Below are 25,575 nucleotides of genomic sequence, written 5' to 3'. Positions count from 1 at the left end.
GGCGATGGGGACCGCTGTCGTGCTGCTGGTGGTGGCGGGACGGCTTCTCGTGCCGTTGCTCATCCCCCGCTTCCCGGTCCCCGCCATCGTCGCCGCGCTGGTGCTCGACGCGATCGATCAGACCGTCTTCCAACAGGTCCCGGGTCTCGACATCTCCGGGTACCAGTCCTACGACAAGGCGCTCGACGTCTACTACCTGGCCATCGCGTATCTCTCGACGCTGCAGAACTGGTCGGACCCGGCAGCGTTCGGCATCGCGCGATTCCTGTTCTACTACCGCCTCGTCGGGGTCGTCGCGTTCGAGTACAGCTCGTCGCGATGGCTGTTGTTGGTGTTCCCCAACACCTTCGAGTACTTCTTCATCGCCTACGAACTGATCCGGTGTCGGTGGGCTCCCACCCGCCTGGGCCACCGCACGCTGCTGGCGATGGCCGTCGGCATCTGGGTGGTCGTCAAGCTGCCCCAGGAGTGGTGGCTGCACGTCGCCGAACTCGACGTCACCGACGAGGTGAAGACGACGATCCTCGGCGCGGACATCGACGACAGCTAGACCACCGCCGTCGCCGGACGACCGTGGGTGATCCCGGTGGCGGCACTCGTCGTCGCCGCGCTGGCCGTCGCGATCCGGTTCGGTGGCAGGCGCTTGCCCGCCGGGGACTGGCCGTTCGGGTTCGACGTCGCGGCGCGGACGCGCGGCGGTGACGTGGAACAGGTGCCCGCGGGCGTCCGGGCGACCCAGAGCGCGTTCCTGCGCGGTCCGCTGGTCGAGAAGATCGTGCTGGTCTCGATGCTGCTCCTGATCTTCTCGCGGATCCTGCCCGGGGTCCGGGCGTCCACGACCCAGATCATCGTGACCGTGGCGATCCTCGTCGTCGCGAACTCGGTGGTGAGCCACCACATCGCCGGGCGTGGCGTGGAGTGGACCTCCACGGTGTCCCAGTTCATCGCCGTCGCGGCGATCAACGCCGGCGTCGTGGTGGTGCTGACCCTCCTGCCGACACCGGGCGGCCCGGCGGTGCAACCGATCCCGTCGCTGTTCTTCCTGCTGCTCATCTCGCTGATCGTGACGCTCTACGACCGCTACCGGATGTTGCGCATCCTGCGGCGCGGCCGGGCGTTCCCCATCTGGGCGGTCCGCCGACGTCTGCTCGTCCGGTCGAGGACCTCAGTGCGCGTCGACTGACCTGGTCTCGCCCGGCAACAGTTCGACAGCGGTCGTCTCCGGGGCGAGGCGTGCCGCAGCCCGGACGAACTCGCCTCCCGGTGGCAGGAACTCGTCGGGTGCCACGGCGCCGAGCCCCACCGGCCACAAGGTGCCGAAGTGGACGGGTATCGCCAGCCGCGGACGCAGCAGACCCGCCGCGATCGCGGCACGCTCCGCCGTCATGTGCCCATCCCCGAGACCCGGACCCCAGCCACCGACGGGCAGCAGCGCGACATCGCAGGGCCCGACTGCTGCGGCCATGCCGTCGAACAGATCGGTGTCGCCGGCGAAGTAGGTCCGCGCGGCCCCCTCGACGACGAACCCGAGCGGGTCGACCCGTGCCCGGGCCAGCGGATGGCGGCGTCCGTCGTGGTCGGCGGGCACCGCCCGGATGCGCACCGGGCCGATGTCGACGAGGTCGCCGACACCCATCTCACGGATGTCCCGGCCACGCAGCACCGACAGCCCCGGGACCGCACGACGCGCTCCTCGAGGGAGGACGACGACCGCCGAGGGATCCACGCGGGCGAGCGATCGGACGTGCAGGTGATCGGAGTGCAGGTGGGACACGAGGACGACGTCCGCGCGAGCCGCATCAGCAGCCGGAACCGGCCCGCGACGACGCCGCAGATGTGCGACGCCCCGGGTGAGCACCGGGTCGGTCAGGACGCGCACACCACTGTCGACGACGGTGGTGGTCGCGTGACCCCACCAGGTGATCGTCGTGGCGGATCCGTCGTCCATCGCGTCGGTCTAGAACCCGTGTTCGGCGAGCCAGCCGCCGACGACCGCGGACACCGTCGCCTGCCGGCCGGCGACACGCTGCGCCATCGTGGCGAGGTCGGCGGTGGTGAGCTCGCCCGCGACCTTGTTGATCGCGGTGATGCGCTCCCGGGTCAGCACCCCCGACGCGTACACCGGCACCAGGACCTGAGCTCGGACGGCCGCCGGATCCGCGGAGGGGGACGGTCCCGGGGCCGAGGAGGGCGGCGTGGACGTGCCGGACCCGTCGTCCGAGGCCGGCGACGCGGTGCGCAGCGCGGTGAGGTCCGCGGCGGTCCCCGCCGACGACAGCGGAGAGACCAGACCCGCCGCCCGGCCCGACCGCACCGTCGCGATCACCTCGTCGACCGAACCCAGACGCCGGTAGGGCGCGAAGCGGCAGCCCGCGGCGGTCAGTGCCGCCATCGTCGTCGGATCGGGCTCCCTGTCTCCGACGAGGGCGAGCCCGCCGGGAAGGCGACCGCACTCCGACAGCTCGTCGACCCCCGCCGCGGACGCCTGCGCCGACGGCACCACCACCTGCAGCTGGTCGCTCACGGTGGTCGCGTCCCCCACCGAGACACCCTGTGGCAGAGCACGGTTGAGGTCGGTGTAGACGTCGTCGGCGGATGTCGCCGTCGACGACGGGGCGAGACGCGCCAGCAGCGCACCGTCGAAGGCGCCGAAGAGCGCGACCCGACCGGCGGTCATGTCGTCGAGGAGTCGCCCGTAGTCCCCCACCGTCGTGTCGTCGGCGACGGGCGCACCCGTGGACCGCAGCACCTGCCGGTAGATGTCGGCGACCACGGCCCCCGCCACACCGTCCCCGGCACCCATGACCAGAGGCGCGTCCTGCGGCGAGGTGCTCGTCGAGCACGACACCGCCACGCTCGTCGCGACCAGACCGGCGACGAGCGCCGCGAGTACACGGAACACACGGCGGGTGGGCCGGGGCCGGGGCGCGATCACGGGAGACCACGCTAGTCGAGGCAGGGTGTGCGACCGCGCGTCGTAGGATGGCGCGCGTCCGGGTCGCCGCGGGAACAGGAGGTCTGACGATGCCGTCGTTGCCCTCGCTTCGATCCACGGGAGGTCCCGCCGACCGTCCCCGCATCCCCATCCCGCCGGCCCGCGCCGTCGTCGACTGCGCCGTCTACGTCGACGGACAGCGTCGACCCGGTCGGTGGACCCACAGCGGCGCCCTCAAGCAGGTGCGCAGCCTCGGCGAGGGTTTCGTCTGGGTGGGTCTGCACGCCCCCGACGACCGCCAGATGGCCGATGTCGCCGAGACCTTCGGTCTGCACGAGCTGATGGCCGAGGACGCCGTGCACGCCCACCAGCGCCCGAAGCTCGAGCGGTACGACGACACCCAGTTCATCGTGTTGCGCACGGTGAAATACGTCGAGCACGAATCGCTGACCACCACCAGCGAGGTGGTCGAGACCGGCGAGATCATGATCTTCGTCGGCCCGGATTTCGTCATCACGGTCCGTCACGGCGACTTCACCCATCTCGCGGGCGTCCGCGCCGAGCTCGAAGCACGCCCGGACCGTCTCCGTCTCGGCCCGTACGCGGTGATGCACGCCATCGCCGACCACGTGGTGGACACCTACCTCGACGTCACGGCCGCCGTCGAGACCGACGTCGACGCGATCGAGGGTGCGATCTTCGCCCCCAGCGGCACCGTCCAGATCGACCCGGTGTACCTGCTCAAGCGGGAGATCACCGAGCTGCGCCGGGCCGTCGCACCCCTCACCGCGCCGCTGCAGCGTCTGACGTCACCGGAGAACGACCTGTGCCCCAAGGAGGTCCGTCGCTACCTGCGTGACGTCCTCGACCACCAGATCACGGTCTCCGATCGGGTCGCGACCTACGACGAGGTCCTCACCTCGCTGCTCGGGGCGGCCTCGGCGAAGGTCGGGATCCAGCAGAACACCGACATGCGCAAGATCACCTCGTGGGTCGCGATCGCGTCGGTCCCGACGATGTTCGCGGGCATCTACGGCATGAACTTCGACAACATGCCCGAACTGCACTGGCGCTACAGCTATTACATCCTGCTGCTGTTCCTCGCGACGGTCTGCGTCGGCCTCTGGCGCACCTTCCGTCGCAACCACTGGCTCTGAGGCTCAGGCCCCCGGGTCGACGGCGACGCGGTGGGGGTCGGCGATGTCGACGCCGGCTTCGGTCCATGCACGCCGGAGTTCGTCCACACCGCGCAGCCGCACCCAGGCGGCCTCGTTCGCGGTGATCGGCACGGCCCGCAGGAACTCCACCGGCGACATGGGCGCGGGCAGCGGACACTGCTCGACGACGTCGGCCTGCAACACCACCGCGGTGCACGACGACCCCGTCCACAGCGGCTCCGACAGGTCGACGAGGGCGTCGGGGACGAGCACCATCCCCTCGACCGCGGGGGCCGCGGCGAGAACCGCCAGCGACCGGTGCAGACCGGCGAGATCCCCCGCCGACCGCATCCGCACCACGACCTCGGCGCGGGGACCCCGCAGCGGGTCGACGTCGAATCCCGTCGGGTCGGTCATCGGGTGCCGCGAGCACCCGACGCTGGCGAACACCACGCCGTCGTCGGTGGCGAACCGGAGCACGTCCATCGGCTCCAGGCCGAGGAACGTCACCGAGGCACGCTGGGGTTCTGTCCCGACCGCCGCCCGCAGGTGTGCTGCGACCGCGTCTGTCACCGACTCGCTCATCGCGTCCAGTCTCCCAGACCCGGTTGTACCCTGACGGCCATGGTCCGGGTGCTCGCGGTTGCCGACGAGGTGGTCGACGGACTGCTCTGCGGCATCGCCGAGCAGATCGCCCCCGACCTCGTGCTCGGCGCGGGCGATCTCCCGTTCGACTACCTCGAGACCCTCGCCACCCGCAGCGGTGCGCCCTGCGTCTACGTGCCGGGCAACCACGACCGCGACATGTCGGGGTTCCGGCGCGGGCGGTCCGGGTGGACCCGCGCCGGGCTCCCCGCGGTCGACCCCGGGCCGTGCGGCGCCGTGAACGCCGACGGCCGGGTGGTGACGGTCGCCGGTCTCCGCATCGCGGGGCTCGGCGGGTCGATCCGCTACAACGGCGGCCCCAACCAGTACCGCGAGCAGACGCAACGGCGGCGTGCCCGGGCGCTGCACCGACGCGAGTCGGCGATCGCGCGGGTCCGGCGACTGCGCGGCCACCGCACGCCCGGGATCGACATCCTCCTCACGCACAGCCCCGCGCAGGGCTACGGCGACGGCACCGACGCACCGCACCGGGGTTTCGCGTGTCTCGTCGACCTGGTCCGGTCGCTGCGGCCGCAGACGCTCGTGCACGGGCACGTCCACCCCTACGGCACCCGACCGGCCGATCTCCGGATCCCCTTCGGCGCCGGCGGCACCGGCGACGCCGCCGTGTCGGTGAACACCGTGGGCTACACGGTCTTCGACATCGACCCCGGCGGGGACGGCATCACGATCACGCGGCGGCGTCATGGCGCGTGACACGGGATTCCCCGACGCCGACGCCGAGAACGACTTCAGTCGTCAACGGCGCCGGGCCGAACTCGCGCGCCTGTCGGCCTGGTTCACCCGCCAACCCGCCGACGTCAACACCGTGCTGCCGTTCGACGAGGTCGTCGCCGCGCTGGGGCGCACCGGCGAGACGTCGATCGGTCTCGTCGTGGTCAAGGTGTCGACCATCGTCGGCAGTGTCGACCGGACACGGGATTTCGATCGCCTGTTCCGGCCGACGTCGGCACGCATCCGGGCCCGCTGGCAGCGGATCGCGGCGGCGCAGCGTCGCGGTGAGGCGATGCCACCGGTGGTGCTCTACCGCATCGGCGACATGCACTTCGTGGTCGACGGGCACCACCGCGTGTCCATCGCGATCGCCCGCCACATCGAGACCATCGACGCCTACGTCACCGAGATCCACACCCGCATCTCACCCGAGGGCATCAACGGCGTGTCCGACCTGGCGCTCAAGGACCACCGTCGACTCTTCCTGTCGCGGGTGCCCCTGCGGGGCAAACAGGCCGACGCGATCGCCGTCGCCGACCCCTTCGACTACGCCGAACTCGCCGAGAACGTCGAGGCGTGGGGGTTCCGGCTCAGCCAGGAACTCGGTGAGTTCCTCGGACGCGCCGAGGTGGCCCGCCGGTGGTTCGGCGAGGAGTTCCTCCCGGTGGTCCGCATGGCGCGTCGCGCCGAGATCCGGCCCGAGGCGACCGACGCCGAGCTCTACATGTGGCTGGCGTGCGAGCGTTATCGCCTGGTCCGCAAGCACATCTGGGACGAGGAGATCATCGACGAACTCCGCGACTCCGCGGCCCGCCGGAGGCAGTGAGCTCAGGTCGGGCCGCGGAGTCGCGGAGAAGCCGGGGTGCGGACGAGAGGGGTGTCAGGCCAGCAGGTTGTGGCCCGACGACTGGTCGAAGAGCGCGACCTTGCCGGCGTCATACCAGAGTTCGGCGTCCTGCCCCTTCGACACCGACGACTCGGGCGACAGCCGTGCGATGAACTGGTTGCCACCGAGATCGGCTCCGGAGTCGGCGGACAGCTCGGCGAGCGCATCGCTCGCCGCGCGGTCGCCGCCGACGGAGAAGTAGGCGTAGGAGTCCGATCCCATCGACTCGAGCACCTCGATGTGGGCGGTGAACGTCCCGCCGCGGGAGCGGGCCGAGTCGTCGAGCAGGCGCGGGTCCTCGAAGTGTTCCGGCCGGATGCCCACCAGCACGTCACCCGACGACCGCAGCGACTGCGCCCTCTGCACCGCCCGGTCGTGTTCGGGCACCGCGATGGTCCCCAGGGCGGTCTCCACCCCGGAACCGGTGAGACGGCCGGGCAGGAAGTTCATCGCGGGTGACCCGATGAACCCGGCGACGAAGAGGTTCGTCGGGCGGCTGTAGAGCTCCTGCGGGGTCCCGATCTGCTGGACGTGCCCACCGCGCAACACGACCACCCTGTCGCCGAGGGTCATCGCCTCGGTCTGGTCGTGGGTGACGTAGACGGTCGTGGTCCCCAGACGCTGCTGCAGGCGCGAGATCTCCGACCGCATCTGCACGCGCAGCTTCGCGTCGAGGTTGGACAGCGGCTCGTCCATGAGGAAGGCCTGCGGCGACCGGACGATCGCGCGACCCATCGCGACACGCTGTCGCTGCCCACCGGAGAGGTTGGCGGGCTTGCGATCCAGGTACTGGTCGAGGTCGAGGATCCTCGACGCCTCGGAGACCTTGGAGTCGATCTCGCCCTTCGACATCTTCGCCAACTTCAGCGGGAACGCGATGTTGTCGCGCACCGACATGTGCGGGTACAGCGCGTAGGACTGGAACACCATCGCGATGTCACGGTCCTTGGGTGCCTTCTCGTTGACGCGGGTACCGCCGATGCGCAGCTCACCCTCGGAGATGTCCTCGAGGCCCGCGATCATGTTCAGCGTCGTCGACTTCCCGCAGCCCGACGGACCGACCAGGATGATGAACTCCCCGTCGGCGATCTCGATGTCCACCTCGCTCACCGCGAGGGAACCGTCGGCGTATCGCTTGCTCACCTTGTCCAGAACGATGTCGGCCATGGGTTATCCCTTCACAGCGCCGGAGGTCAGACCGGCGACGATACGACGTTGGAAAATGAGGACGAAGACGATGATCGGGATGGTGATGACCACCGCAGCGGCGGCCACAGACCCGGTCGGGTCCTCGAACTGGGAGCTGCCCGTGAAGTTCGTGATCGCCACCGGCGCGGTGATCGACCGCTCCGTCGACGTCAGCGACAGGGCGAGCAGCAGGTCGTTCCAGGCGAAGATGAAGACCAGGATGGCCGCCGTGACGATGCCCGGCGCGGCGAGCGGTGCGATGACGCGTCGGAACGCCTGCGCGGGCGTGGCCCCGTCCATCTTCGCCGCCTTCTCCAGCTCCCAGGGGATCTCCCGGAAGAAGGCCGAGAGCGTGTAGACCGCCAGCGGCAGGGCGAAGGTGATGTACGGCAGGATCAGGCCCGGCCAGGTGTCGAACAGACCGACGGACCGTTCGATGTTGAACAGCGGTGTCACCAGCGAGATCTGGGGGAACATCGCGATCAGCAGGGTCACGCCGATGAAGATCTTCTTGCCCGGGAAGTCCAGGCGGGCCACCGCGTAGGCGGCGAAGGTCCCGATCACCACGGCGATCACCGTGGTGATGAGTCCGATGCCGATCGAGTTGATCAGGGCCGAGGTGAACTCGTTGGTCTTGAAGATGTTCCGGTAGTTCTCGAACGACAACGACGTGGGGATGAAGTTGCCGTCGGTGACCTTGGCCTGCGGCTTGAAGGACAGGCTGACGATCCACAACACCGGGATGAGCGCATAGAGGATGACGAGCAGGTTGATGACGGACCAACCGACACGGCGTCCCGCGGTGACGTTCATGGGTGTGACTACCGCCCCTCTTGGTCGGCGCCGGGCGCCGACGCGCCGAAGCCCTTGATGAACAGGAACGCGATGATCGCGACGGCGATGAAGATGAGCACGCTGATCGCGGACCCGACGCCGAGGTTGAACGCCTTGAACAGGTTGTCGTAGCCCAACATCGACACCGAATAGGTGTTGTTCGCCCCCTTGGTCAGGACGTAGATGTTGTCGAACACGCGGAAGGCGTCGAGCGTGCGGAAGAGCAGCGCGACCAGGATCGCGGGCTTCATCAGCGGCAGCGTGATCTTGATCAGTCGCGTCCACGCACCCGCGCCGTCGACCTGGGCTGCCTTGAGCAGATCGTCGGGGACGAGGGCCAGACCGGCCAGCAGCAGCAGGGCCATGAACGGCGTCGTCTTCCACACCTCGGCGAGGACGATGACCGCCAGCGACGGCCACTGCTGGGTCAGCGGAGCCGACCCGGTGGGCAGCAGGTTCGCGAGGTAGCCGGTCTCCGGGGTCCAGGCGTAGTACCAGGACAGGGCGGCGACGGCGGTGACGATGCCGTACGGGATGAGCACGACCGTGCGGATGAGCCCGCGCCCGAACAACGTCCGGTGCATGACGAGCGCGACCGCGAGTCCGAGGACGAACTCGATGACCACCGAGACGACCGTGATCCCCAGGGTGATCGCGAACGACGACCACCAGTACTGGTCGCTCAGCGCGGTGGCGTAGTTGGAGAACCACACGAACTCGTTCTTGCCCGGTGCCGACAGGCTCGCCTTGAAGAGGCTGAGGTACACCGAGTAGACGATCGGGTAGCCGGTGACGACGAGCATGACGACGACAGCGGGCGCGATGAGCATGAGACCGAGCCGACGGTCTGCCTTCTTGCCCTCCGACGCCGCCTTCTTGGCCGGCGGGTCCGCGGTCGTCACAGCCTGGGATGTCGAGGATTCCGGCGCCGCGTGGCGTCCGCGCTGCCGCGCCCCGCCGATCGCGTTCGGGTCCGCTGTCGTCATGGGATCAGCCCCTTGCCGTCGATTGCGTTGCGGACCTGCTCGGCGAGGACGTCCGGTCCGGTCTGTGGGTCGAGCGATCCCGGTGGGCTGAGCTTGGCGGTCAGCAGTGTCGAGATCGCCTGGTACACCGGGGATGCCGGGCGCGCCGAGGACGAGTTCGTCTGCAGCTGCGCCCGGATCTGGTCACCCATCGGGTAGACCGCCTTGAACGCGGGGTCGTCGTAGACCGATGCGATGGTCGGCGGTGTGCCGCCCTGCACCGAGTAGACGTTCTGCGCCTTGGCGTCGGTGAGGCAGGACGCCGCCTGGAACGCGAGGTCCTTCTGCTTCGAGGTGTCCGCGACGGCGAAGTTCACACCGCCGACCGTCACCTTCGCCGGCTCGTTCGCCACGGCGCCGGGGTACCGGGCGAAGTCGAACCTGGTGCGCACCACCTGGTTGACCCGTCCGAGGCTCGAGTCCTTCGGCGGGTTGTCCTCGTCGGCGAACAGCGACTTGAACTGTGCCATCTCGGGGAAGAAGGGCACCGCACCGGTCGCGGCGTTCTTGCGCATCGACGGGAACACGAAGGGGTAGTTGATCTGGAAGGTCGACAGACCGTTCTCCATCGTGCGACGGCCGTCGTCCTCCTTGGCGTTGCTCAGCGACGGGTCGGCGCCGGGGGCGCGCGCGATCGACCGCATCACCTCCAGTGCCTTCACCGTCGCCGCGCGGTGCTCGGGGGTGTCGGTGAGGGTCACCTTGCTCGGGTCGTTCGGGTCGACGACCTCACCGCCGGCGCTCTGCAGCAGCGTGTTGAACCAGACCATGAGGCCCTCGTACTGGGCGCCCTGGACCTCGATGTAGCTCGGCGCGGGGCCGGGGCCCTTCCACGCCTTGCGGATCGTCTCGTTGTCGGACAGCAACTGGTCCCACGTCGCGGGTGGGGTGGTCCGGCCGAGGTACTGCTTCAGGATGTCGGGGCGGTACCAGAGCAACTGTGTGTTGGTCCACGTCGGGATCGCGTAGAGCCGTTTCGCGCTGTCGCCCTCCGACTTCCACTCCGCCGTCTCGAGCGGGCCGGGCAGCGACTGCGACCGGATCGGCCCGGCGAGGTCGTCGGGGACGGGGACGAGCCAGCCCGCGTCGGCGAACTCCGCGGTCCAGACGACGTCCATGCCGAGGATGTCGATCCCCGAGTCGTTGCCCGCGAGACGGCGTGCGAGCTGCAGGCGCTGGTCGTCCGCACTGCGCGGGAGCTTGTGCGTCACAACCTGATACGCGCCGTTCGACCGCGTCGAGCAGTCCTTGCCCACCGTGTCGATGAGGGACGCGTTGTCCGGCGGCGCGTAGACGTTGATCGTGCCCTGCGTGTATCCCGAACCACAGGCGGCGATCGTGGGGACCACCACCGCGGCCGCCATGGCGGCCAGTGCGAGTCGACGGCGGGAACGCCGCCGCGACGACCGGTTCACACCGGTCGTGCGTGGTCCCCCGCCGGAGCCATCGTTCCCCGCCACGTGCGCCTCCTTGCGGCCTGAGCACGACACCAGAGATGTCCGGCGTGCGCCATCGAATGCCTGAGGCGATACGTTATAGGGGCGGTTTCGTGACTCGCAACACATTCGGCATGAACGTGCCAAGTCGGGAGAAATCCCTGCTCAGCGCGCCTGCTTCTGTGTCCGGGCGTGTTGGAATCGTGCAGAACGGGCGTCGCGCGGCCCCTCTGGGGCGCCCGACTCAGATGGCGGTGCGGGCCAAAAGGTCCCGCGCCTGCTCCGCCGTCTTGGGATCGCAGATCACGTCATAGCGACCCGCGACGAGTTGCATGGTGGAGGCGAAGTCCCGCTGCCCGCGCGTCGCGCCGTAGGCCAACGCCGCCGAGATGACGCCGAAGAGCGCTCCGAAGATGAGGCCGAAGACCAACGAGGACAACAGTTGTCCGGTCACGATGCTGAGCAGCAGTCCGACGAACAGACCCAGCCACGCACCGGACGCCACGCCACCGCCGATCACCCGTCCCCAGGTGAGACGACCCGTGACGCGCTCGACCTGCATGAGGTCGACGCCGACGATGGTCACGCCCTGCACGGGGAAGTGCTGGTCGGAGAGGTAGTCGACGGCCTTCTGCGCCTCGGCGTAGGTGCCGTAGGACCCGATGGGCCACCCGGAGGGCGGGGTCGGCAGGCCGGGGCCCTGCGCCGGGCGGGGATTCATGGGGTTGGTCATGGTGTCGTCCTGTTCTGTCGTCGCGGGGTGTCCGGTGTCGGTGTGGGCTCCGTCGTCAGGAGAACGTACGGTGACCCCGGTCCGTTCCCGCGGCCCGTGCCCGGGCCAGCACCGATCGGGCCATGGCGGCGCTGGCCTCGTCGATCATCTCCCCCGCATGCCGCGCCGCCCCGCGCGCGCCGTCCGCGGCTGCGGCGTGCGCCCCCAACAGCTCTCGGGCGGCCTCGACGGCCGAGTCCGGCGGGGTGAACACCTCGTTGACCGTGTCGATCTGACCGGGATGGATCACCCATTTCCCGTCGTATCCGACGGCTGCGGACGCAGACGCGATGCGGCGCAGTCCATCCGGGTTGTCCAGGGCGAGGTACGGGCCGTCGACGGCGGCGAGGCCGTGCGCGCGGGCGGCCACGAGGACGGTCATCATGACGTGGTGGTGCGCGTCGCCCAGGGTGTACCCGACAGGCTGCTCCCCGGTCGTCAACGTCCGCATCCCGAGGTCGGCCGCCATGTCCCCTGGCCCCACCACCAGGGCCTCCAGACGCGGTGACGCCGTGGCGATCTCGGTCACCCGGGTCAGGGCCAGTGCGTCCTCGATCTGCGCCTGCACCGAGATGCACCCCCGCGGGAGACCGCACCGCACCTCGAGTTGGTCGAGCAGGAGCGCGGTGGCGGTCACGTCGGCGGCACCACGCACCTTCGGGACGATGACCGAGTCCAGGTGGGCACCTGCGCCGGTGACCACGGCGATCAGGTCCTCGTGCGTCCACGGTGTCGACCAGGCGTTGACCCGGACCGATCGTCGACCGGGCCGCCACCCGCCCGCGTTGAGCGCGGCGACGACGGTGGCGCGGGCCTCGACCTTCTCCGACGGGGTGACGGCGTCCTCGAGATCGCAGAAGACCTCGTCGGCACCGCACTCGCGGGCCTTGGCCAGCATCCGCGCCGAACTGCCCGGCACGGCGAGGACGGTCCGGCGGGATGCGAGGCGGGGATCGGGGGTCGTGTCCGTCCCGTCCATCGGATCCGCCGCCCTCTCGTGTCCACGTCGCCTCACAGAGACCGCCCTCTACCCTTACAGCCATGGCAACGGTGGGCAAGGTGTTCGTGGCCCGGCTCGCGGGACTCGCGGTGTCGGGTCCCGACGGCGAGGCGATCGGTCGCGTGCGGGATCTCGTCCTGTCGATCCGACACGACTCGGCCCCGCCCCGTGCGCTGGGTCTCGCGGTCGAACTGACCACCCGGCGGAGGATCTTCGTCCCGATGCTGCGGGTCACCTCCATCGAGGCGAGCTCGGTCACCCTCACCACCGGCACCGTCAGCCTCCGTCGGCTCGACCTGCGTCCCGGGGAGGCGCTGGCGATCGGACAGATACTCGACACCCGCGTGCGCGTCGACGACCCCGACCTCCCGGAGTTGGCCGGCGTCGACGTCTCCGTCGTCGACCTCGCGATCGAACGCACCCGCACCCGCGACTGGGTGGTGTGTCGCGTCGCCGTCCGTGCCAGCCGGTCGCGGCTGCGCCGTCGGGGCGGGACACACGTGGTCGAGTGGAGCGCCGTGCGCGGGCTGAACCACACTGCCCTCCAACTCCCCGGCCAGGCCGTGTCGCAGGCGCTCTCGCAGTTCGACGGGATGCGACCGGCCGACGTCGCGAACGCGCTGCGCGAGCTGCCCAGCAAGCGCCGCCAGGAGATCGCCGCGGCTCTCGACGACGAGCGACTCGCCGACGTCGTGCAGGAGCTCCCCGTGGACGACCAGACCGAGCTCATCGGCCACATGGAGGTCGACCGTGCCGCCGACGTCCTCGAGGCGATGGACCCGGACGACGCCGCCGACCTGCTCGGGGAACTCCCCGACCTCGAGGCGGAGGCGCTGCTGCAGCTGATGGACCCCGAGGACTCCGCGCCGGTCCGTCGGCTCCTCACCTTCTCCCCGGACACCGCCGGTGGCCTCATGACGCCCGAGCCGACCGTGATCACCGCGAGCACCACCGTGGCCGAGGCCCTGGCCCGCGCGCGCAACCCCGACCTCACCCCCGCGTCGGCGAGCCTGACGTTCGTCGTGCGTCCGCCCACCGCGACACCCACCGGGAAATACCTCGGGTGCGTCCACCTGCAGAAACTGCTCCGTGAACCCCCTGCCGACCTCGTCGGCGGCATCGTCGACACCGACCTCGCCACCCTGCGGCCGGAGGACACCCTCGAGGAGGTGACGCGGTACTTCGCGACCTACAACCTGGTGTGCGGCCCCGTCGTCGACGCCGAGGGGCACCTGCTCGGAGCGGTGACCGTCGACGACCTCCTCGACCACCTGTTGCCCGAGGACTGGCGGGAATCCGAGCCGAGGTCCCGCTCGGGACGGCTGTCGACGCTCACCGGCGCCGAGGGGACGGTGCAGCGATGAGCCCGGACCGCTCCCCGCGCAGCCGGCTCGACACCCCACGGCCCCGCCGTCGGGGTCTCGGCCTCCACATCGACGCCGACATCGTCGGGGTGTACTCGGAGAAGCTGGCCCGTTTCCTGGGGACCGGGCGGTACCTCGCCATCCAGACGGTCATCGTCGTGGTGTGGATCGCCCTGAACCTCGTCGCCGTGAGCATCCGGTGGGACCCCTACCCCTTCATCCTGCTCAACCTGGCCTTCTCCACGCAGGCGGCCTACGCGGCGCCGCTGATCCTGCTGGCGCAGAACCGGCAGGAGAACCGCGACCGCATCGCGATCGACGAGGACCGGGCCCGGGCCGAACAGACCAAGGCCGACACGGAGTTCCTCGCCCGTGAACTCGCGGCGGTGCGTCTCGCCGTCGGCGACACCGTCACCCGCGACTACCTCCGTCGTGAACTCGACGACCTGCTGAGCGAGCTCACCACCGCCCTACGCGCCGGTGACACCCCCGACGACCGTCCCCGCGGGTCCGGCAGATCCTGAGCCTCCGGGCGAAACGCATCGGCCACCGCACCCCGTATGTATCGTGGGTCACAGCCCGCCTCGGGGTCGGCGGGAGACAGACCGTCGGGCGACCGGATGATGAAGTCGGCATCCGGACGTCACGGAACATGCACCAGCACTGGGTGAATCGCGTCCTGCGCATCGCAGGGGCGAGGCGCCGTGCTGACGTGACAGGAGCATCGGACTCGTGGTCGGTAGGACATCTCGGTCGTCGGTCGCCGCAGTACGCCGGTGGTCTGCGAACAGCGTCGCAGCGTTGTCGGGGGCCGCGCGCGGCGTCGCCGACAACACCTCCGGCCGCGTGGTCACCGCCGGTGTCGCCAGTCTCCTGATGGGCATCGTCCTGCTCGGCGCCTCCACCTCGAGCGCCCAACGACTGCCCGTCCCCACCACCGCCGCCGCGGCCGCACCGGCCGCCGACCTCGCGCCGGTGACCGCACGCGCCTCGCGGGTCGCCCCGCCGCCCGTCAGCGCCGCGTCCGCAGCCGCCGCGACGCAGGCGACCGGGGCGGTGCGGACGCTCGCCCCCGCCCTGCCGTCCGGTCCGCTCGGGATCCCCGGGATCGCCATGCGTGCCTACAAGCTCGCGGCCGACCGCATCGCCGGGGAGAACCCGGGCTGCAAGCTGCCCTGGTTCCTGCTCGCCGGCATCGGCCGCATCGAGAGCGGCCATGCCGGCAACGGCAACGTCGACTCCTCGGGGACCACACTCACCCCGATCCTCGGACCCGTGCTCGACGGCTCGAACAACGGCGACGCCGTCATCACCGACACGGACAAGGGTGCGATCGACGGCGACCCGGTCCACGACCGTGCCGTGGGGCCGATGCAGTTCATCCCGAGCACCTGGGCCGCCTGGGGAGCCGACGCCAACGGCGACGAGAAGGCCGACCCCAACAACCTGTTCGACGCCACCTACTCGGCCGGGCGATACCTGTGCTCGGGTGTCAGCGACATCATGAACCCGCAGCACCGGGTGTCGGCGGTCATGCGCTACAACCAGTCGCTCCCCTACGTCGCCGACGTCGTCGCCTGGGCGCTGGGCTACGCCACCGGTGCGGTCCCCACCACCCCGATCGACGGGTTGCCCGCACCGACCGTCGCCCCCAGGCCGGCCGCTCCCGGCGCGCCCGTCGCACCCCGCGGCTCCACGGTCCCCGGCGCACCGACCACCCCGGCCCCCGGCGCCGCACCCCGGCTGAAGTCGGTGAACGCCGCCTTCACCGCACCCGCGAGCATCGTCGTCGCCTCCCCGGCGGGCCCCGTGACCTGCACCGTCGACCTGACCGGCCGGACGTCGGCCGACGGCAGTGCCGCCACCGTGACCCGCGCCGTCGTCCGCGGCGACAACCCTCTGTGCGGGGTGTCGAGGACCGCAGCGCTGCCGTGGACCCTCACCCCCACCGGGGCGACCACCGTCGAGATCGCCGGCATCACCGTCGACGCCCTCGGCACCCGGTGCGGACCCGTCACCGTCGCCGGCGAGCTGACCGGCGCGCTCACCCCGGCCACCGAGACGAAGGCCGCGTGCACCGTCCGCTCGCTCACCGTGGCCGCCACCCCCGCGCTGGCCCTGGGCTGATCGGCCGCCGCGGCCCGACCGATACGCTGGTCGGCGATGACTGACGACAAGCGGCACGACGGGACGGCGCGCTCGGCCTCCGACACCGAGTCCGCGATCCGCACCGCGCTGACCAAGGTGACCGATCCCGAGATCGGCAAGCCGATCACCGAACTGGGGATGCTCAAGTCCGTCGCCGTCGCCGACGACGGCAGCGTGGACATCGGCATCTACCTGACGACGTCCGGCTGTCCGCTGCGGACGGAGATCACCGACCGGGTGACCACCGCCGCCTCCGACGTCGCCGGCGTCGGCGCGGTCCGCGTCGAACTCGACGTGATGGACGACGCCCAGCGCACCGAACTGCGCAAGAGCCTCCGCGGGGACCGCGCCGAACCCGTGATCCCGTTCGCGCAACCGGGCTCGCTCACGCGGGTCTACGCCGTCGCGTCCGGCAAGGGCGGTGTCGGCAAGTCCAGCGTCACGGTGAACCTCGCCGCCGCGCTGGCCGAGCGGGGGCTGACCGTCGGCGTCCTCGACGCCGACATCTACGGCCACTCGGTGCCCCGGATGATGGGCAACGACGCCGCCCCCACCCAGGTCGAGAAGATGATCATGCCGCCGAGCGCCCACGGCGTGCGCTTCATCTCGATCGCGCAGTTCACCAGCGGGAACACGCCCGTCGTGTGGCGCGGGCCGATGCTGCACCGTGCGTTACAGCAGTTCCTGGCCGACGTCTACTGGGGCGACCTGGACGTGCTCCTTCTCGACCTGCCGCCGGGCACCGGTGACGTCGCCATCTCGATCGCCCAGCTCATCCCCGGTGCGGAGATCCTCGTGGTCACCACGCCGCAGCAGGCCGCCGCCGAGGTCGCCGAGCGCGCCGGCGCGATCGCGCTGCAGACCCGGCAGAAGATCGTCGGCGTCGTGGAGAACATGTCGTGGATGGAGTTGCCCGACGGGTCACGCATGGAGCCGTTCGGCTCCGGCGGTGGCGAACTGGTCGCCGAACGCCTCACCCGTGCCGTCGGGGCACCGGTGGAGTTGCTCGGTCAGATCCCGTTGGAGACCGCGCTGCGGGAGGGCGGTGACAGCGGCATGCCGCTCGTCCTGTCCGATCCGACATCGCCCGCCGGGTCCGCGCTACGGGGCGTGGCCGAGAAACTGGCCGTCCGTCGACGTGGTCTCGCGGGTATGAGCCTCGGTATCGACACCGCGCGCAACGCCTGACCCGTCACGTCACCGGGTCAGGTGGCGTCCCAGTCGCTGACGGACGGCCGACGGTTCGCGCGCTGCGTCCCGCCGTCCGTCGTCGAGCGTGTCGGGGTCGACCGTGCGGGTGTCGACGCCGATCCCTTGGTCAGGGACGGCGGCGCGTCGGACGGGGTGATGGCCGACGACGGCGACGGGGTGGGATTGGCCTCGGGCATCGGTGCCGACACCGGCTTGATACGGGTGACACCGTCCGAGGCGCGGCCGTCGAAGTCGCCGGTGAAGAACGAGTCGTCCCCGTCGAGGAGATGCTTCGTGATGAGCGAGCGGGGTGTCATCCCCCGGAGCTCGTTGAGGTCCGACAGCGGCTTGCGGAAGTCCTCGAACTCCGGTCCGAGGTCCTCCTTGAGCTGGTTGGTGGCGCCGGAGGCGTACTCACGGACCTGCCGCAGGGATTTCATCGTCCACTGGACCGCACCCGGCAGACGCTCGGGTCCGAGGATGACCAGACCGGCCACGAGGAGGACGAGCAGCTCGCCCCAACCGATGCTCGAGAACACCTACGTGAGGGTACTCAGTCGGCGTCGGGAGTGATGGTCCCGGTGAACACCCGTCCGTCGCGGGAGTAGGTGAACGGCACGGACTTCCCGATCGGGGCGGTGCGAGCGGCGACGGTCAGCTCGTCGGCACCGTCGATGGGTCGTCCGTCGAACTCGGTGACGACGTCGCCCTCCCGGAGCCCGGCCGAGGCCGCGGGCGACCCGGCGCGGATGTTGCTCACCTGGGCGCCGAGCACGCGGTCGTTGCGGACCGAGCTGGCGCTGACACCGATCTCAGCGTGCGTCGCGCGGCCGTCACGGATGAGCTCGCCGGCCACCTCACGGACCTCGTCGATCGGGATGGCGAAGCCCAGCCCGTAGGACCCGCCGCCGGAGTCGGCGCGGGCGGTGTTGATGCCGATCACCTTCGCGTCGTCGTCGACGAGGGGTCCGCCGGAGTTGCCGGGGTTGATCGCCGCGTCGGTCTGGATGGCGTCGATCACGGCGTCGGTGTCGGAGGTGTCGTCGGGTCGGAGCGGGACCGCGCGGTCCGTGGCACTGACGATCCCGCTGGTCACGGTGCGGTCGAGGCCGAGCGGCGAGCCGAAGGCCACCACCTGCTGGCCGATGCGGAGATTCGCCGAGTCGCCGAGTGCGGCCACGGTCAGGTCATCCACACCGTCGACCTTGATGACGGCGAGATCGGTTTTGGTGTCCCGCCCGACGATCCGGGCGGGCACCCGCTGTCGGTCGGCGAAGGTGACCTCGAGGGTGGCGCGTTGCGTGGCCGCGAGCGCGATCACGTGGTTGTTGGTCACGATGTACCCCTGCTTGTCCAGCACGACACCCGATCCGGTGCCCACGGCTCCCGACGTCCGGACCGTGATCGCGACGACGGCCTTCTCGACCGCGGCGGCCACGGCGGCGACGACCCCGTCGCGGGTGTCGGGCGGTGACGTCGTCTCGCCGAGGGAGACGGTGTCGGAGTGCAGGGGTGGCACGACCTCGGCCGTGACGCGACCGATCAGGCCACCGAGAGCACCGACGGCGAGGGCCACGACGGCGAGGACGAGAAGAGCCCGCCGGCTGACCATCCGGTCGAAGAGGAGCTCGCGGACGCCGAGACGGTGCCCGGGGATCGTGGGCTCGGGCGAGGAGGGGACCGCCATCGCGGGCCGGTCCATCGCGGCGATGCTCGCCGGATCACGCCAGGGGTCTGCGGGTGCGTCGTCCTCGACCTGCTCGCCGTAGCGGGCCTCGGGGTCGCGACCGATGGTCTCCGAGGCGTCGTCGGGCCGGGAGAACGCCTCGCGCAGGACCGGGTCCGGCGGTGCGGTGACCGGTTGGCGCGGTCGGGCGCGTTGCTGCTCGGGGGCCGCGAACGAGCCCTCGACCCCGTCGGGCCGTCCGAACACGGCAACCGTGTCCGCGGTGATGGTCGAACCGCGGGGCGGACCTGTGCGCACCGGGGCGCGCTGGTCACCGGTGGCGTCGACGTCACCGCCGCCGTGTGGATCGGGATCGGTCACCGATCACGCCACCGGGCGGGTCGGTGGACGGGGAAACCGGGCGCCGACAGCGGGCCGCGACGCGACGGTCGCGGGCCTGCGGCATCACGCATGTCGATCTCCCGCGTCGGGATCTGCGAGAGCTGACCGAGGAGACCCGAGGGGGTGGCGATCGCCCCGGAGGTGCGCAGCGCGGCCCGGGCGGCGGCCTGTGCGTCGACCTCGGCGGAGCAGTCGGGACAGAGCGCGATGTGCCGGGCTGCGCGCATGTGGGCGGCGAAGCGGAGTTCACCGTCGACGTAGGCGGCGACGGCCTCGGCGGCGAGGTGATCCGTCGGTGCGAACTGGGGCGGTCGCTGCGGTCCGTGTGGGGCGAGTCCGCCCGAACGAACCGGACGATCTGGGCGGCGCGACTGGGGGTCGAACATCGGCGGTCCCGCTCCTTCCGGCGTCGTCGGGCCGTCGTCGGTGCCTGCGGCCCACGACGGTCTGCTCCGGCCACCCTAGCGAACGGGGGTGGACCGCGCCGACGCCCGAAGTGCTCCGGTCCTGCGTCGGCCGTGGGGTCAACGACCGGCCGACGCCCGAGGTTCCCGGGACCCGACGACGGCGTCGCTCACCCGGCGGAGACGACCGACCGTCCGCTGACGTGCCCGGACTGCGCGAGGTGCTCACGGATCGCCTGGCGGCCGCGGTGGATGCGGCTGCGCACGGTCCCGAGCTTCACGCCCATCGTGGTCGCGATCTCCTCGTAGGACAGTCCCTCGATGTCACACAGCACGACGGCTGCACGGAACTCCGGCGCCAGCGAGTCGAGCGCGGCCTGCAGGTCCGGGTCGAGGTGGGCCTCGTCGTACACACGGCCGGGATCGGGTGTGCTGCCGGGGACACGCTCGTGGTCCTCGGGAAGGGCCTCCATACGGATCTTGGCGCGTCGCCGGACCATGTCGAGGAAGAGGTTCGTCGTGATGCGGTGCAGCCAGCCCTCGAAGGTGCCGGGCCGGTAGTTCGACAACGACCGGAAGACCCGGATGAAGGTCTCCTGCGTGAGGTCCTCGGCGTCGTGCTGGTTGCCCGAGAGGCGGTACGCGAGCCGGTAGACGCGGTCGGCGTGCTCCCGCACCAGCTCGTCCCACGACGGCATCAGGCCGGCGTCGCCGGTCTCGTCGAAACGGGCCGTCCCGACGGCCGGCGAGGCGTCGGTGGAGTCGGTGGAGTCGGTGACGACGGCGTCCGCCACGGGATCGCCCACCACCGCGTCGTCCCGCGCGTCGGTCGGGCTGGGCGAGTACGTCATCGTCGCTGCTCCACTTCCTCTCGTGTCGGAGCGTGTGTCCGGTCGAACCGGGTCGCCGTCGGGGATGTTCCCGATGTCGGGTGGACCGATGCGTCCCGGGTCGTGTGGGCACCCGCTCCGTATGGGAGAACTCTCGCCGATCGGGGTGTGGCAGCTGTATGAGAGGGCTGAGCGTTGCCTGAGAACCCGGATCCGGGGTGTTCGCACCCTCGCGACCGGTCGTGTACCCACCCGGGCCACGCCCACACGACCGGTGTGGCAGGGCGTGTCACCGTCCGCTGTCCGGTTAGTGTCGACACGTGCCGACGACCCCCGACGCTCCGTCCACCCCCGGACACGGGACGACCCCCGATCCCGGATCCCTCGGCGCCTACGCGGAGTCGGCCATCGCCGAGGACGCCACCCTGCTCGCCGCCCGGGAACGCGCGCTCGAGCTCGGGGCGCAGGCGGTGTCCCCCGCGGTCGGCGCGATGCTCTGCCTCCTGACCCGGCTCGTCGACGCCCGGGCCGTCGTGGAGATCGGGACCGGCGCGGGCGTCAGCGGCCTCTGGCTGCTCGGCGGTATGCGGACCGACGGTGTGCTGACGACGATCGATCCCGACTCCGAACACCAACGTGCCGCCCGCGCGGCCTTCGCGGCGGCCGGCGCCACCGGATCACGGACCCGACTGATCAACGGTCGTGCGGCCGACGTGCTCACCAAGCTCGCCGACGACTCCTACGACGTGGTGTTCGTCGACGGACCGGTGATCGACCAGCCGCTCTACGTCACGGAGGGGCTGCGCCTGCTGCGGTCCGGCGGGCTGCTGCTGGTGCACAACGCGACCGCCGACGGTCGTATCGCCGATCCGTCGCGCACCGACCCCGAGACCGCGGCGGCGCGGGAGGCCGCCCTTCTCATCTCCGAGAACGACGGGTTGCTCCCCGTCGTCATCCCGCTCGGGCGGGGCCTGCTCGCCGCGGCGCGCGCTGCCACACCGCCCGTCGACGAGAGCTGACCCCACCGCCGCGAGGGTCTAGTCCTCGTCGTGCGACCGCGCGGTCACCTCGACCCACTCGGGGTGGCGCGGGACCATGTCGTCGCCGCGGGACACCCCGCGGAGGCGGCGGCCCACCCACGGCGCGGCCTCCCGCGTGACCCAGCGACGGTCGTCCTTGCGGCGGGCCCCGGCCGAGATCGTCGGCACCGCACCCAGGGTGGTGTGCGCCAGCCCGTGCTCCACGCCGAGCGCCTCGGCGACCCGCAGCGCCATCTGATGGTGACCGTCCGGCGAGAGGTGCATCCGGTCGAACTCCCACATGCGCCGGTCGGAGAACTCGCGCAGTCGCCAGAAGTCGACGAGCACGAGGTCCCGCCTCTCGACGATCTCGCGGAGCAGTTCGTTGTAGATGGCGAAACGCCCCCGCAGGGCGGCGAACAACGGCCGGCGGGCGGTGTCGAAGGCCGTGAACGTGACGACGGTCGCCCCGGTGGAGGCCAGGTCGCCCAGCAGGCCGTCGTAGCGGTCCATCAGGTCGTCGATGTCCACCGACGGACGGAGCAGGTCGTTGGCGCCGGCGCAGACCGCGATCAGGTCGGGGCGCAGCGCCGCGACCGTCGGCAGCTGCTCGGCGACGACCTCGTCGAGGACCTTGCCCCGGAGCGCGAGATTCGCGTAGCGGAACACGTCCCCGTCGGTGCGTGAGGGATCCCCGGCGAGGATCCGGGCGAGCCGATCGGCCCACCCGCGGACTCCGTTGGGCAGGTCGGGCGCGGTGTCACCGACCCCCTCGGGGAACGAGTCGCCGACGGCGACGAACCGCGACCACGTGCCGACGCGGGGCGCGGACGTGTCGACGCGGCCCGGCATCACACGTCGGTCGAGAACCGGACGCCGCCGTCGGGCAGCGTCACCCCCGGCCAGACGCGCGCTCCGCGCAGCAGTTCGCACCGCGCGCCGATGTCCGCGCCGTCGCCGATCACGCCGTCGCGGATGAGGGCGCGGGGGCCGATGCGCGCACCCGCCCCGATGATGCTGCGTTCGACGACCGCACCGGCCTCGATCACCGCGCCGTCGAACACGACCGCCCCGTCGAGACGGGCCCGCGCGCCGACCTCGGCACCGCGGCCGACGACCGTCCCGCCGACGAGCACGGCACCCGGCGCGATACCGGCACCCTCGTGGACGAGCGACTCACCGCGATGACCGGCCAACGCCGGCGACGGGGCGATGCCCCGCACCAGGTCCGCGGATCCGCGGACGAAGTCCTCCGGTGTCCCCATGTCGCGCCAGTACCCCGAGTCCACGTGACCCTGCACGTGTCGCCCCTGGGTGAGCAGCGCCGGGAACACCTCCCGCTCGACCGACACCGGTCGGTCGGCGTCGATCTCCTCGATCACCGAACGACGGAAGACGTAGCAGCCGGCGTTGATCTGATCGGTCGGCGGATCCTGGGTCTTCTCCAGGAACGCGGTGACACGGCCGGTCTCGTCGGTCGGCACACATCCGAAGGCGCGGGGGTCGCCGACGCGGACCAGGTGCAGCGTCACATCCGCACCGGACGAGTGGTGGGTGTCGAGGACGGCACGGACGTCGGTGCCGCTCAACACATCCCCGTTGAACACGAGGACCGTGTCCGCGGTCAGGGCCGGCAGGACGTTGCGGATCGCGCCACCCGTCCCGAGCGGCTCGGTCTCCGTGACGTAGCTGATCGACAACCCGAGGGAGGACCCGTCGCCGAACTGCTGCTCGAACACCTCGGCCTTGAACGACGTGCCGAGGACCACGTCGGTGATCCCGGCGGCCGCGATCCGCGACAGCATGTGGGTGAGGAACGGCACCCCTGCCGTCGGCAGCATCGGCTTGGGCGCGGACAGGGTGAGTGGCCGCAGCCGTGTTCCCTTGCCGCCCACCAGGATCACCGCCTGTACGGGCTTGTCCGGCCGGGCCCCGTCGGTCTCGGTCACTAGGTCTCCCTGCGCTGGCGTGTCGGTGATCGGTGTGCTCGGGACAAACCCTAGGCGAGAGGACGCTCGTCGGAGGCGGCAACGCCGTGACGGCCGCCCGCGGCGGAGCCGCGCCTCGCCCCGCCGGCGGCGCCGCGTCTCGCTGCCGACACGGTCACCTTCGAGCGCAGGAACAGTCCGGCGGCGAGCGCGCCTCGCAGCGGCGCCCACGCCGGTCCCGGGTGCCGGTCGGCCTGGAACCGGTACGCGCTGCGGTGGTGCGCCGGCAGCATCGCCTCGGGATCGGCACCGGCGACATGCCCCTTGCGGTGGATGATCTCGGCCGAGGGCGCGTAGACGTTCAGCCACCCGGCACGGCCGAGCCGGTCCCCGAGGTCGACGTCCTCCATGTACATGAAGTAGCGCGAGTCGAACCCGTTCACCGAGTCGAAGGCGGTGCGCCGCAGCAGCAGACACGACCCCGACAGCCAGCCGACGGCGCGTTCGGCGATGTCGGCGTCGAGGTGGCGGTAGCGCGCCGTCCACGGGTTGTTCTTCCACACCTTGCCCGCGAGCGCGTGACCGGTGCCGGAGACCAGGTCCGGCACGCTCCGCGCGGAGGGGTAGACCGAGCCGTCCGGTTCCCGGATGAGCGGCCCCACCGAACCCGCACGCGGGTGCCGGCGCGCGACGGCGATCAGTTCGTCGATGCTCCCCGGTTTCCACTCCACGTCGGGATTCGCGACGACGACGAACTCCATCGACGGATCGATCTCCGCCACACCGCGATTGGCCGCGGCGCCGTAGCCGATGTTCGCGCCGGTGTGCAGGATCGTCACGTCGGGGTGGTCGCGCCGGGCGACCTCGAGGGAGTCGTCGGTGGACCCGTTGTCGGCGAGGACGACCTGCACCGGGCGCACGGTGGCCTCACCGAGGCTGGCGAGGAAGGCCCGGAGGTGCTCGCCGGAGGAATAAGTGACCGTCACGATGCCGACGGTGGCGTCGGCGGGCGTCGGCGCGGCGCCGGTGGGGTCCTGATCGATCACGAGGAGAGGGTAACCAAGCGGGGCGGCAGCGACGCCGACCCCGTCGCGGTCACCCGGCCGCGGCCACCTCGACGCCGTCGGCGACGAGGGCGGCGGTCACCGCCGATCGCCAGTCACGCAGCGGGGGCAGTCCCGCTTCGGCCCAGGATCGCGTCGACAGCACCGACCACGCCGGGCGCGGCGCGGGGCGCGGGAACCCGGCGGTGGTAGTGGGCTGGACGCGTTCGGGGTCGGCCCCGATGTCGGTGAACACCGCGCGGGCGAGGTCGAACCAGCTGCACGCACCGCTGTTCGTCGCGTGCAGGACGGTCCCGACCACGGACGGCGTCCGCGCCAGGGCGCTCAGTGCGCGGGCGAGATCGACGGCGTAGGTGGGTGACCCGATCTGGTCGTCCACCACCGACACCGTGGGACGACTCGCCTCGAGTCGCCGCATCGTGGCGACGAAGTCGCTGCCGCCGGCGGCGCCGGTGTAGACCCAGGCGGTGCGCACGATGGTCGTGCGTGGGTCGGCGGCCTGCGCCGCACGCTCCCCCTCGAGCTTGGTCCGGCCGTACACCGACGCGGGCCGTGCGTCCGGTGCCAGGTCGCCGGGTTCCCACGGTCGACGGGTCCCGGCCGCGGGCTCACGCGGATCGTCGAAGACGTAGTCGGTGGAGACGTGCACCAGGCGCGCTCCGCTGTCCGCGGTCACGCGGGCGAGGTTCGCCGGCCCGGTGACGTTGATCGCCTCGGCGGCCTCGACATCGGTCTCGGCGGCGTCGACGGCGGTGTGCGCCGCACAGTTGACGACGACGTCGTCCGCAGTGAGCCCGGCCAGTGCCCGCGCCACCGACCCCGCGTCGGTGATGTCGATCTCGTCACGGTCCAGGGTCTGCGCCTGCGGGTTCTCGGCGGCGATCAGCCGCCCCACCTGACCCCGGGCACCCACGATGACCAGGTTCGGCCCCTCGTTCCGGTTCAC

At 71.1% G+C, this 25,575-nt stretch carries 27 protein-coding genes; 10 read left to right on the top strand and 17 right to left on the bottom strand.

The genetic code is table 11. The features are described 5' to 3' along the window. Positions 1-4 precede the first annotated feature (4 nt). Together LX14_RS20055 and LX14_RS20050 are read left to right on the top strand one after the other, a co-directional pair. The gene (locus tag LX14_RS20055) at positions 5-550 is read left to right on the top strand and encodes a hypothetical protein (protein ID WP_253649143.1); all 546 of its coding nucleotides are present in this window, start codon (positions 5-7) and stop codon (positions 548-550) included. A gap of 36 nt (positions 551-586) precedes the next feature. After that, positions 587-1,183, top strand: coding sequence for a hypothetical protein (locus tag LX14_RS20050; protein WP_253649142.1), 597 nt, complete (start codon positions 587-589; stop codon positions 1,181-1,183). Here the strand turns inward: LX14_RS20050 and LX14_RS20045 are convergent. Further along, a complete protein-coding gene (locus tag LX14_RS20045; RefSeq protein WP_253649141.1) occupies positions 1,166-1,948 on the bottom strand; it encodes an MBL fold metallo-hydrolase in 783 nt (260 codons plus the stop codon). The genes LX14_RS20050 and LX14_RS20045 overlap by 18 nt on opposite strands. Positions 1,949-1,957: 9 nt before the next feature. After that, positions 1,958-2,935, bottom strand: coding sequence for a glycine betaine ABC transporter substrate-binding protein (locus LX14_RS20040; RefSeq protein WP_253649140.1), 978 nt, complete (start codon positions 2,933-2,935; stop codon positions 1,958-1,960). 89 nt (positions 2,936-3,024) lie between these two features. Between LX14_RS20040 and LX14_RS20035 the strand changes: the two genes are divergently transcribed. After that, positions 3,025-4,092: a magnesium and cobalt transport protein CorA gene (locus LX14_RS20035; protein WP_253649139.1), complete on the top strand. Its 1,068-nt coding sequence runs from the start codon at positions 3,025-3,027 to the stop codon at positions 4,090-4,092. Positions 4,093-4,095: 3 nt separating this feature from the next. Here the strand turns inward: LX14_RS20035 and LX14_RS20030 are convergent, their stop codons facing one another. Then, a complete protein-coding gene (locus tag LX14_RS20030; RefSeq protein ID WP_253649138.1) occupies positions 4,096-4,677 on the bottom strand; it encodes a suppressor of fused domain protein in 582 nt (193 codons plus the stop codon). A 39-nt stretch (positions 4,678-4,716) separates the two neighbouring features. Here LX14_RS20030 and LX14_RS20025 point away from each other — a divergent pair, with 39 nt between their 5' ends. Beyond that, positions 4,717-5,454 carry a metallophosphoesterase family protein gene (locus tag LX14_RS20025; RefSeq protein WP_253649137.1) on the top strand — a complete coding sequence of 246 codons (738 nt, stop codon included), beginning with the start codon at positions 4,717-4,719 and terminating at the stop codon, positions 5,452-5,454. Continuing rightward, positions 5,444-6,298, top strand: a complete 855-nt coding sequence (locus tag LX14_RS20020; protein WP_253649136.1) for a chromosome partitioning protein ParB — start codon at positions 5,444-5,446, stop codon at positions 6,296-6,298. The genes LX14_RS20025 and LX14_RS20020 overlap by 11 nt, the downstream gene beginning before the upstream one ends. Before the next feature lie 54 nt (positions 6,299-6,352). On the opposite strand, the gene LX14_RS20015 is transcribed toward LX14_RS20020, so the two are convergent. The 6 genes from LX14_RS20015 to LX14_RS19990 all read right to left on the bottom strand — a co-directional run bounded on the left by LX14_RS20015 (position 6,353) and on the right by LX14_RS19990 (position 12,592). Beyond that, positions 6,353-7,525, bottom strand: a complete 1,173-nt coding sequence (locus tag LX14_RS20015) for an ABC transporter ATP-binding protein (RefSeq protein ID WP_253649135.1) — start codon at positions 7,523-7,525, stop codon at positions 6,353-6,355. A 3-nt stretch (positions 7,526-7,528) separates the two neighbouring features. After that, on the bottom strand, positions 7,529-8,359 hold the full coding sequence (locus LX14_RS20010) for a carbohydrate ABC transporter permease (protein WP_253649134.1): 831 nt from the start codon (positions 8,357-8,359) through the stop codon (positions 7,529-7,531). Between the two features lie 8 nt (positions 8,360-8,367). Beyond that, positions 8,368-9,366, bottom strand: coding sequence for a carbohydrate ABC transporter permease (locus LX14_RS20005; protein WP_253649133.1), 999 nt, complete (start codon positions 9,364-9,366; stop codon positions 8,368-8,370). Continuing rightward, positions 9,363-10,865: an extracellular solute-binding protein gene (locus LX14_RS20000; protein WP_308214147.1), complete on the bottom strand. Its 1,503-nt coding sequence runs from the start codon at positions 10,863-10,865 to the stop codon at positions 9,363-9,365. Before LX14_RS20000 ends, LX14_RS20005 begins: the two co-directional genes overlap by 4 nt. A 220-nt stretch (positions 10,866-11,085) precedes the next feature. Continuing rightward, the gene (locus LX14_RS19995) at positions 11,086-11,574 is read right to left on the bottom strand and encodes a general stress protein (RefSeq protein ID WP_253649132.1); all 489 of its coding nucleotides are present in this window, start codon (positions 11,572-11,574) and stop codon (positions 11,086-11,088) included. 55 nt (positions 11,575-11,629) lie between these two features. Continuing rightward, complete coding sequence (locus tag LX14_RS19990) at positions 11,630-12,592, bottom strand: HpcH/HpaI aldolase/citrate lyase family protein (RefSeq protein WP_253649131.1); 963 nt, start codon at positions 12,590-12,592, stop codon at positions 11,630-11,632. Between the two features lie 62 nt (positions 12,593-12,654). Here LX14_RS19990 and LX14_RS19985 point away from each other — a divergent pair, with 62 nt between their 5' ends. The 4 genes from LX14_RS19985 (at position 12,655) to LX14_RS19970 (ending at position 17,313) form a co-directional block, all read left to right on the top strand. Continuing rightward, positions 12,655-13,977 (top strand): magnesium transporter MgtE N-terminal domain-containing protein, encoded by a 1,323-nt coding sequence (locus tag LX14_RS19985; protein ID WP_253649130.1) that lies wholly within the window; start codon positions 12,655-12,657, stop codon positions 13,975-13,977. Beyond that, on the top strand, positions 13,974-14,501 hold the full coding sequence (locus tag LX14_RS19980; protein WP_253649129.1) for a DUF1003 domain-containing protein: 528 nt from the start codon (positions 13,974-13,976) through the stop codon (positions 14,499-14,501). The genes LX14_RS19985 and LX14_RS19980 overlap by 4 nt, the downstream gene beginning before the upstream one ends. A 277-nt stretch (positions 14,502-14,778) precedes the next feature. Further along, positions 14,779-16,104, top strand: a complete 1,326-nt coding sequence (locus LX14_RS19975) for a lytic transglycosylase domain-containing protein (protein ID WP_301283985.1) — start codon at positions 14,779-14,781, stop codon at positions 16,102-16,104. Positions 16,105-16,140: 36 nt separating this feature from the next. Continuing rightward, positions 16,141-17,313 carry an Mrp/NBP35 family ATP-binding protein gene (locus tag LX14_RS19970; RefSeq protein ID WP_253649128.1) on the top strand — a complete coding sequence of 391 codons (1,173 nt, stop codon included), beginning with the start codon at positions 16,141-16,143 and terminating at the stop codon, positions 17,311-17,313. A 17-nt stretch (positions 17,314-17,330) separates the two neighbouring features. Here LX14_RS19970 and tatB read toward each other — a convergent pair whose 3' ends face one another. The 4 genes from tatB to sigE all read right to left on the bottom strand — a co-directional run bounded on the left by tatB (position 17,331) and on the right by sigE (position 20,639). Further along, positions 17,331-17,855: a Sec-independent protein translocase protein TatB gene (gene tatB / locus LX14_RS19965; RefSeq protein WP_253649127.1), complete on the bottom strand. Its 525-nt coding sequence runs from the start codon at positions 17,853-17,855 to the stop codon at positions 17,331-17,333. Between the two features lie 14 nt (positions 17,856-17,869). Further along, complete coding sequence (locus tag LX14_RS19960; RefSeq protein WP_372505475.1) at positions 17,870-19,363, bottom strand: S1C family serine protease; 1,494 nt, start codon at positions 19,361-19,363, stop codon at positions 17,870-17,872. Continuing rightward, positions 19,360-19,770: a zf-HC2 domain-containing protein gene (locus LX14_RS19955; RefSeq protein WP_301283984.1), complete on the bottom strand. Its 411-nt coding sequence runs from the start codon at positions 19,768-19,770 to the stop codon at positions 19,360-19,362. The genes LX14_RS19960 and LX14_RS19955 overlap by 4 nt, the downstream gene beginning before the upstream one ends. 188 nt (positions 19,771-19,958) lie before the next feature. Further along, positions 19,959-20,639: an RNA polymerase sigma factor SigE gene (gene sigE / locus LX14_RS19950; protein WP_253649126.1), complete on the bottom strand. Its 681-nt coding sequence runs from the start codon at positions 20,637-20,639 to the stop codon at positions 19,959-19,961. A 299-nt stretch (positions 20,640-20,938) separates the two neighbouring features. On the opposite strand from sigE, the gene LX14_RS19945 reads away from it, so the two are divergent. After that, positions 20,939-21,637, top strand: coding sequence for an O-methyltransferase (locus LX14_RS19945; RefSeq protein WP_253649125.1), 699 nt, complete (start codon positions 20,939-20,941; stop codon positions 21,635-21,637). An 18-nt stretch (positions 21,638-21,655) separates the two neighbouring features. Here LX14_RS19945 and LX14_RS19940 read toward each other — a convergent pair whose 3' ends face one another. From LX14_RS19940 to rfbD, 4 genes are read right to left on the bottom strand one after another with little or no spacing between them, the layout of a single operon-like run. Next, a complete protein-coding gene (locus LX14_RS19940) occupies positions 21,656-22,489 on the bottom strand; it encodes an SGNH/GDSL hydrolase family protein (RefSeq protein ID WP_253649124.1) in 834 nt (277 codons plus the stop codon). Beyond that, positions 22,489-23,586, bottom strand: coding sequence for a mannose-1-phosphate guanylyltransferase (manB, locus tag LX14_RS19935; protein WP_253649123.1), 1,098 nt, complete (start codon positions 23,584-23,586; stop codon positions 22,489-22,491). The genes LX14_RS19940 and manB overlap by 1 nt, the downstream gene beginning before the upstream one ends. Before the next feature lie 50 nt (positions 23,587-23,636). Beyond that, a complete protein-coding gene (locus tag LX14_RS19930; protein ID WP_308214146.1) occupies positions 23,637-24,611 on the bottom strand; it encodes a glycosyltransferase family 2 protein in 975 nt (324 codons plus the stop codon). Between the two features lie 49 nt (positions 24,612-24,660). Beyond that, positions 24,661-25,575, bottom strand: a complete 915-nt coding sequence (gene rfbD / locus LX14_RS19925; RefSeq protein ID WP_308214145.1) for a dTDP-4-dehydrorhamnose reductase — start codon at positions 25,573-25,575, stop codon at positions 24,661-24,663.

This window comes from Williamsia deligens (assembly GCF_024171765.1).
Taxonomy (GTDB): domain Bacteria; phylum Actinomycetota; class Actinomycetes; order Mycobacteriales; family Mycobacteriaceae; genus Williamsia_A; species Williamsia_A deligens.
This window is presented reverse-complemented; position numbering and strand designations above follow the sequence as displayed.

Excerpts from the sequence above, each read along its gene's own strand:
- LX14_RS20055 (WP_253649143.1), top strand. The coding sequence starts at position 5 with ATGGGGACCGCTGTCGTGCTGCTGGTGGTGGCGGGACGGCTTCTCGTG.
- LX14_RS20045 (WP_253649141.1), bottom strand. The coding sequence starts at position 1,948 with ATGGACGACGGATCCGCCACGACGATCACCTGGTGGGGTCACGCGACC.
- LX14_RS20035 (WP_253649139.1), top strand. The coding sequence starts at position 3,025 with ATGCCGTCGTTGCCCTCGCTTCGATCCACGGGAGGTCCCGCCGACCGT.
- LX14_RS20030 (WP_253649138.1), bottom strand. The coding sequence starts at position 4,677 with ATGAGCGAGTCGGTGACAGACGCGGTCGCAGCACACCTGCGGGCGGCG.
- LX14_RS20025 (WP_253649137.1), top strand. The coding sequence starts at position 4,717 with ATGGTCCGGGTGCTCGCGGTTGCCGACGAGGTGGTCGACGGACTGCTC.
- LX14_RS20020 (WP_253649136.1), top strand. The coding sequence starts at position 5,444 with ATGGCGCGTGACACGGGATTCCCCGACGCCGACGCCGAGAACGACTTC.
- LX14_RS20015 (WP_253649135.1), bottom strand. The coding sequence starts at position 7,525 with ATGGCCGACATCGTTCTGGACAAGGTGAGCAAGCGATACGCCGACGGT.
- LX14_RS20010 (WP_253649134.1), bottom strand. The coding sequence starts at position 8,359 with ATGAACGTCACCGCGGGACGCCGTGTCGGTTGGTCCGTCATCAACCTG.
- LX14_RS20005 (WP_253649133.1), bottom strand. The coding sequence starts at position 9,366 with ATGACGACAGCGGACCCGAACGCGATCGGCGGGGCGCGGCAGCGCGGA.
- LX14_RS19995 (WP_253649132.1), bottom strand. The coding sequence starts at position 11,574 with ATGACCAACCCCATGAATCCCCGCCCGGCGCAGGGCCCCGGCCTGCCG.
- LX14_RS19990 (WP_253649131.1), bottom strand. The coding sequence starts at position 12,592 with ATGGACGGGACGGACACGACCCCCGATCCCCGCCTCGCATCCCGCCGG.
- LX14_RS19985 (WP_253649130.1), top strand. The coding sequence starts at position 12,655 with ATGGCAACGGTGGGCAAGGTGTTCGTGGCCCGGCTCGCGGGACTCGCG.
- LX14_RS19980 (WP_253649129.1), top strand. The coding sequence starts at position 13,974 with ATGAGCCCGGACCGCTCCCCGCGCAGCCGGCTCGACACCCCACGGCCC.
- LX14_RS19970 (WP_253649128.1), top strand. The coding sequence starts at position 16,141 with ATGACTGACGACAAGCGGCACGACGGGACGGCGCGCTCGGCCTCCGAC.
- LX14_RS19955 (WP_301283984.1), bottom strand. The coding sequence starts at position 19,770 with ATGTTCGACCCCCAGTCGCGCCGCCCAGATCGTCCGGTTCGTTCGGGC.
- sigE (WP_253649126.1), bottom strand. The coding sequence starts at position 20,639 with ATGACGTACTCGCCCAGCCCGACCGACGCGCGGGACGACGCGGTGGTG.
- LX14_RS19940 (WP_253649124.1), bottom strand. The coding sequence starts at position 22,489 with ATGCCGGGCCGCGTCGACACGTCCGCGCCCCGCGTCGGCACGTGGTCG.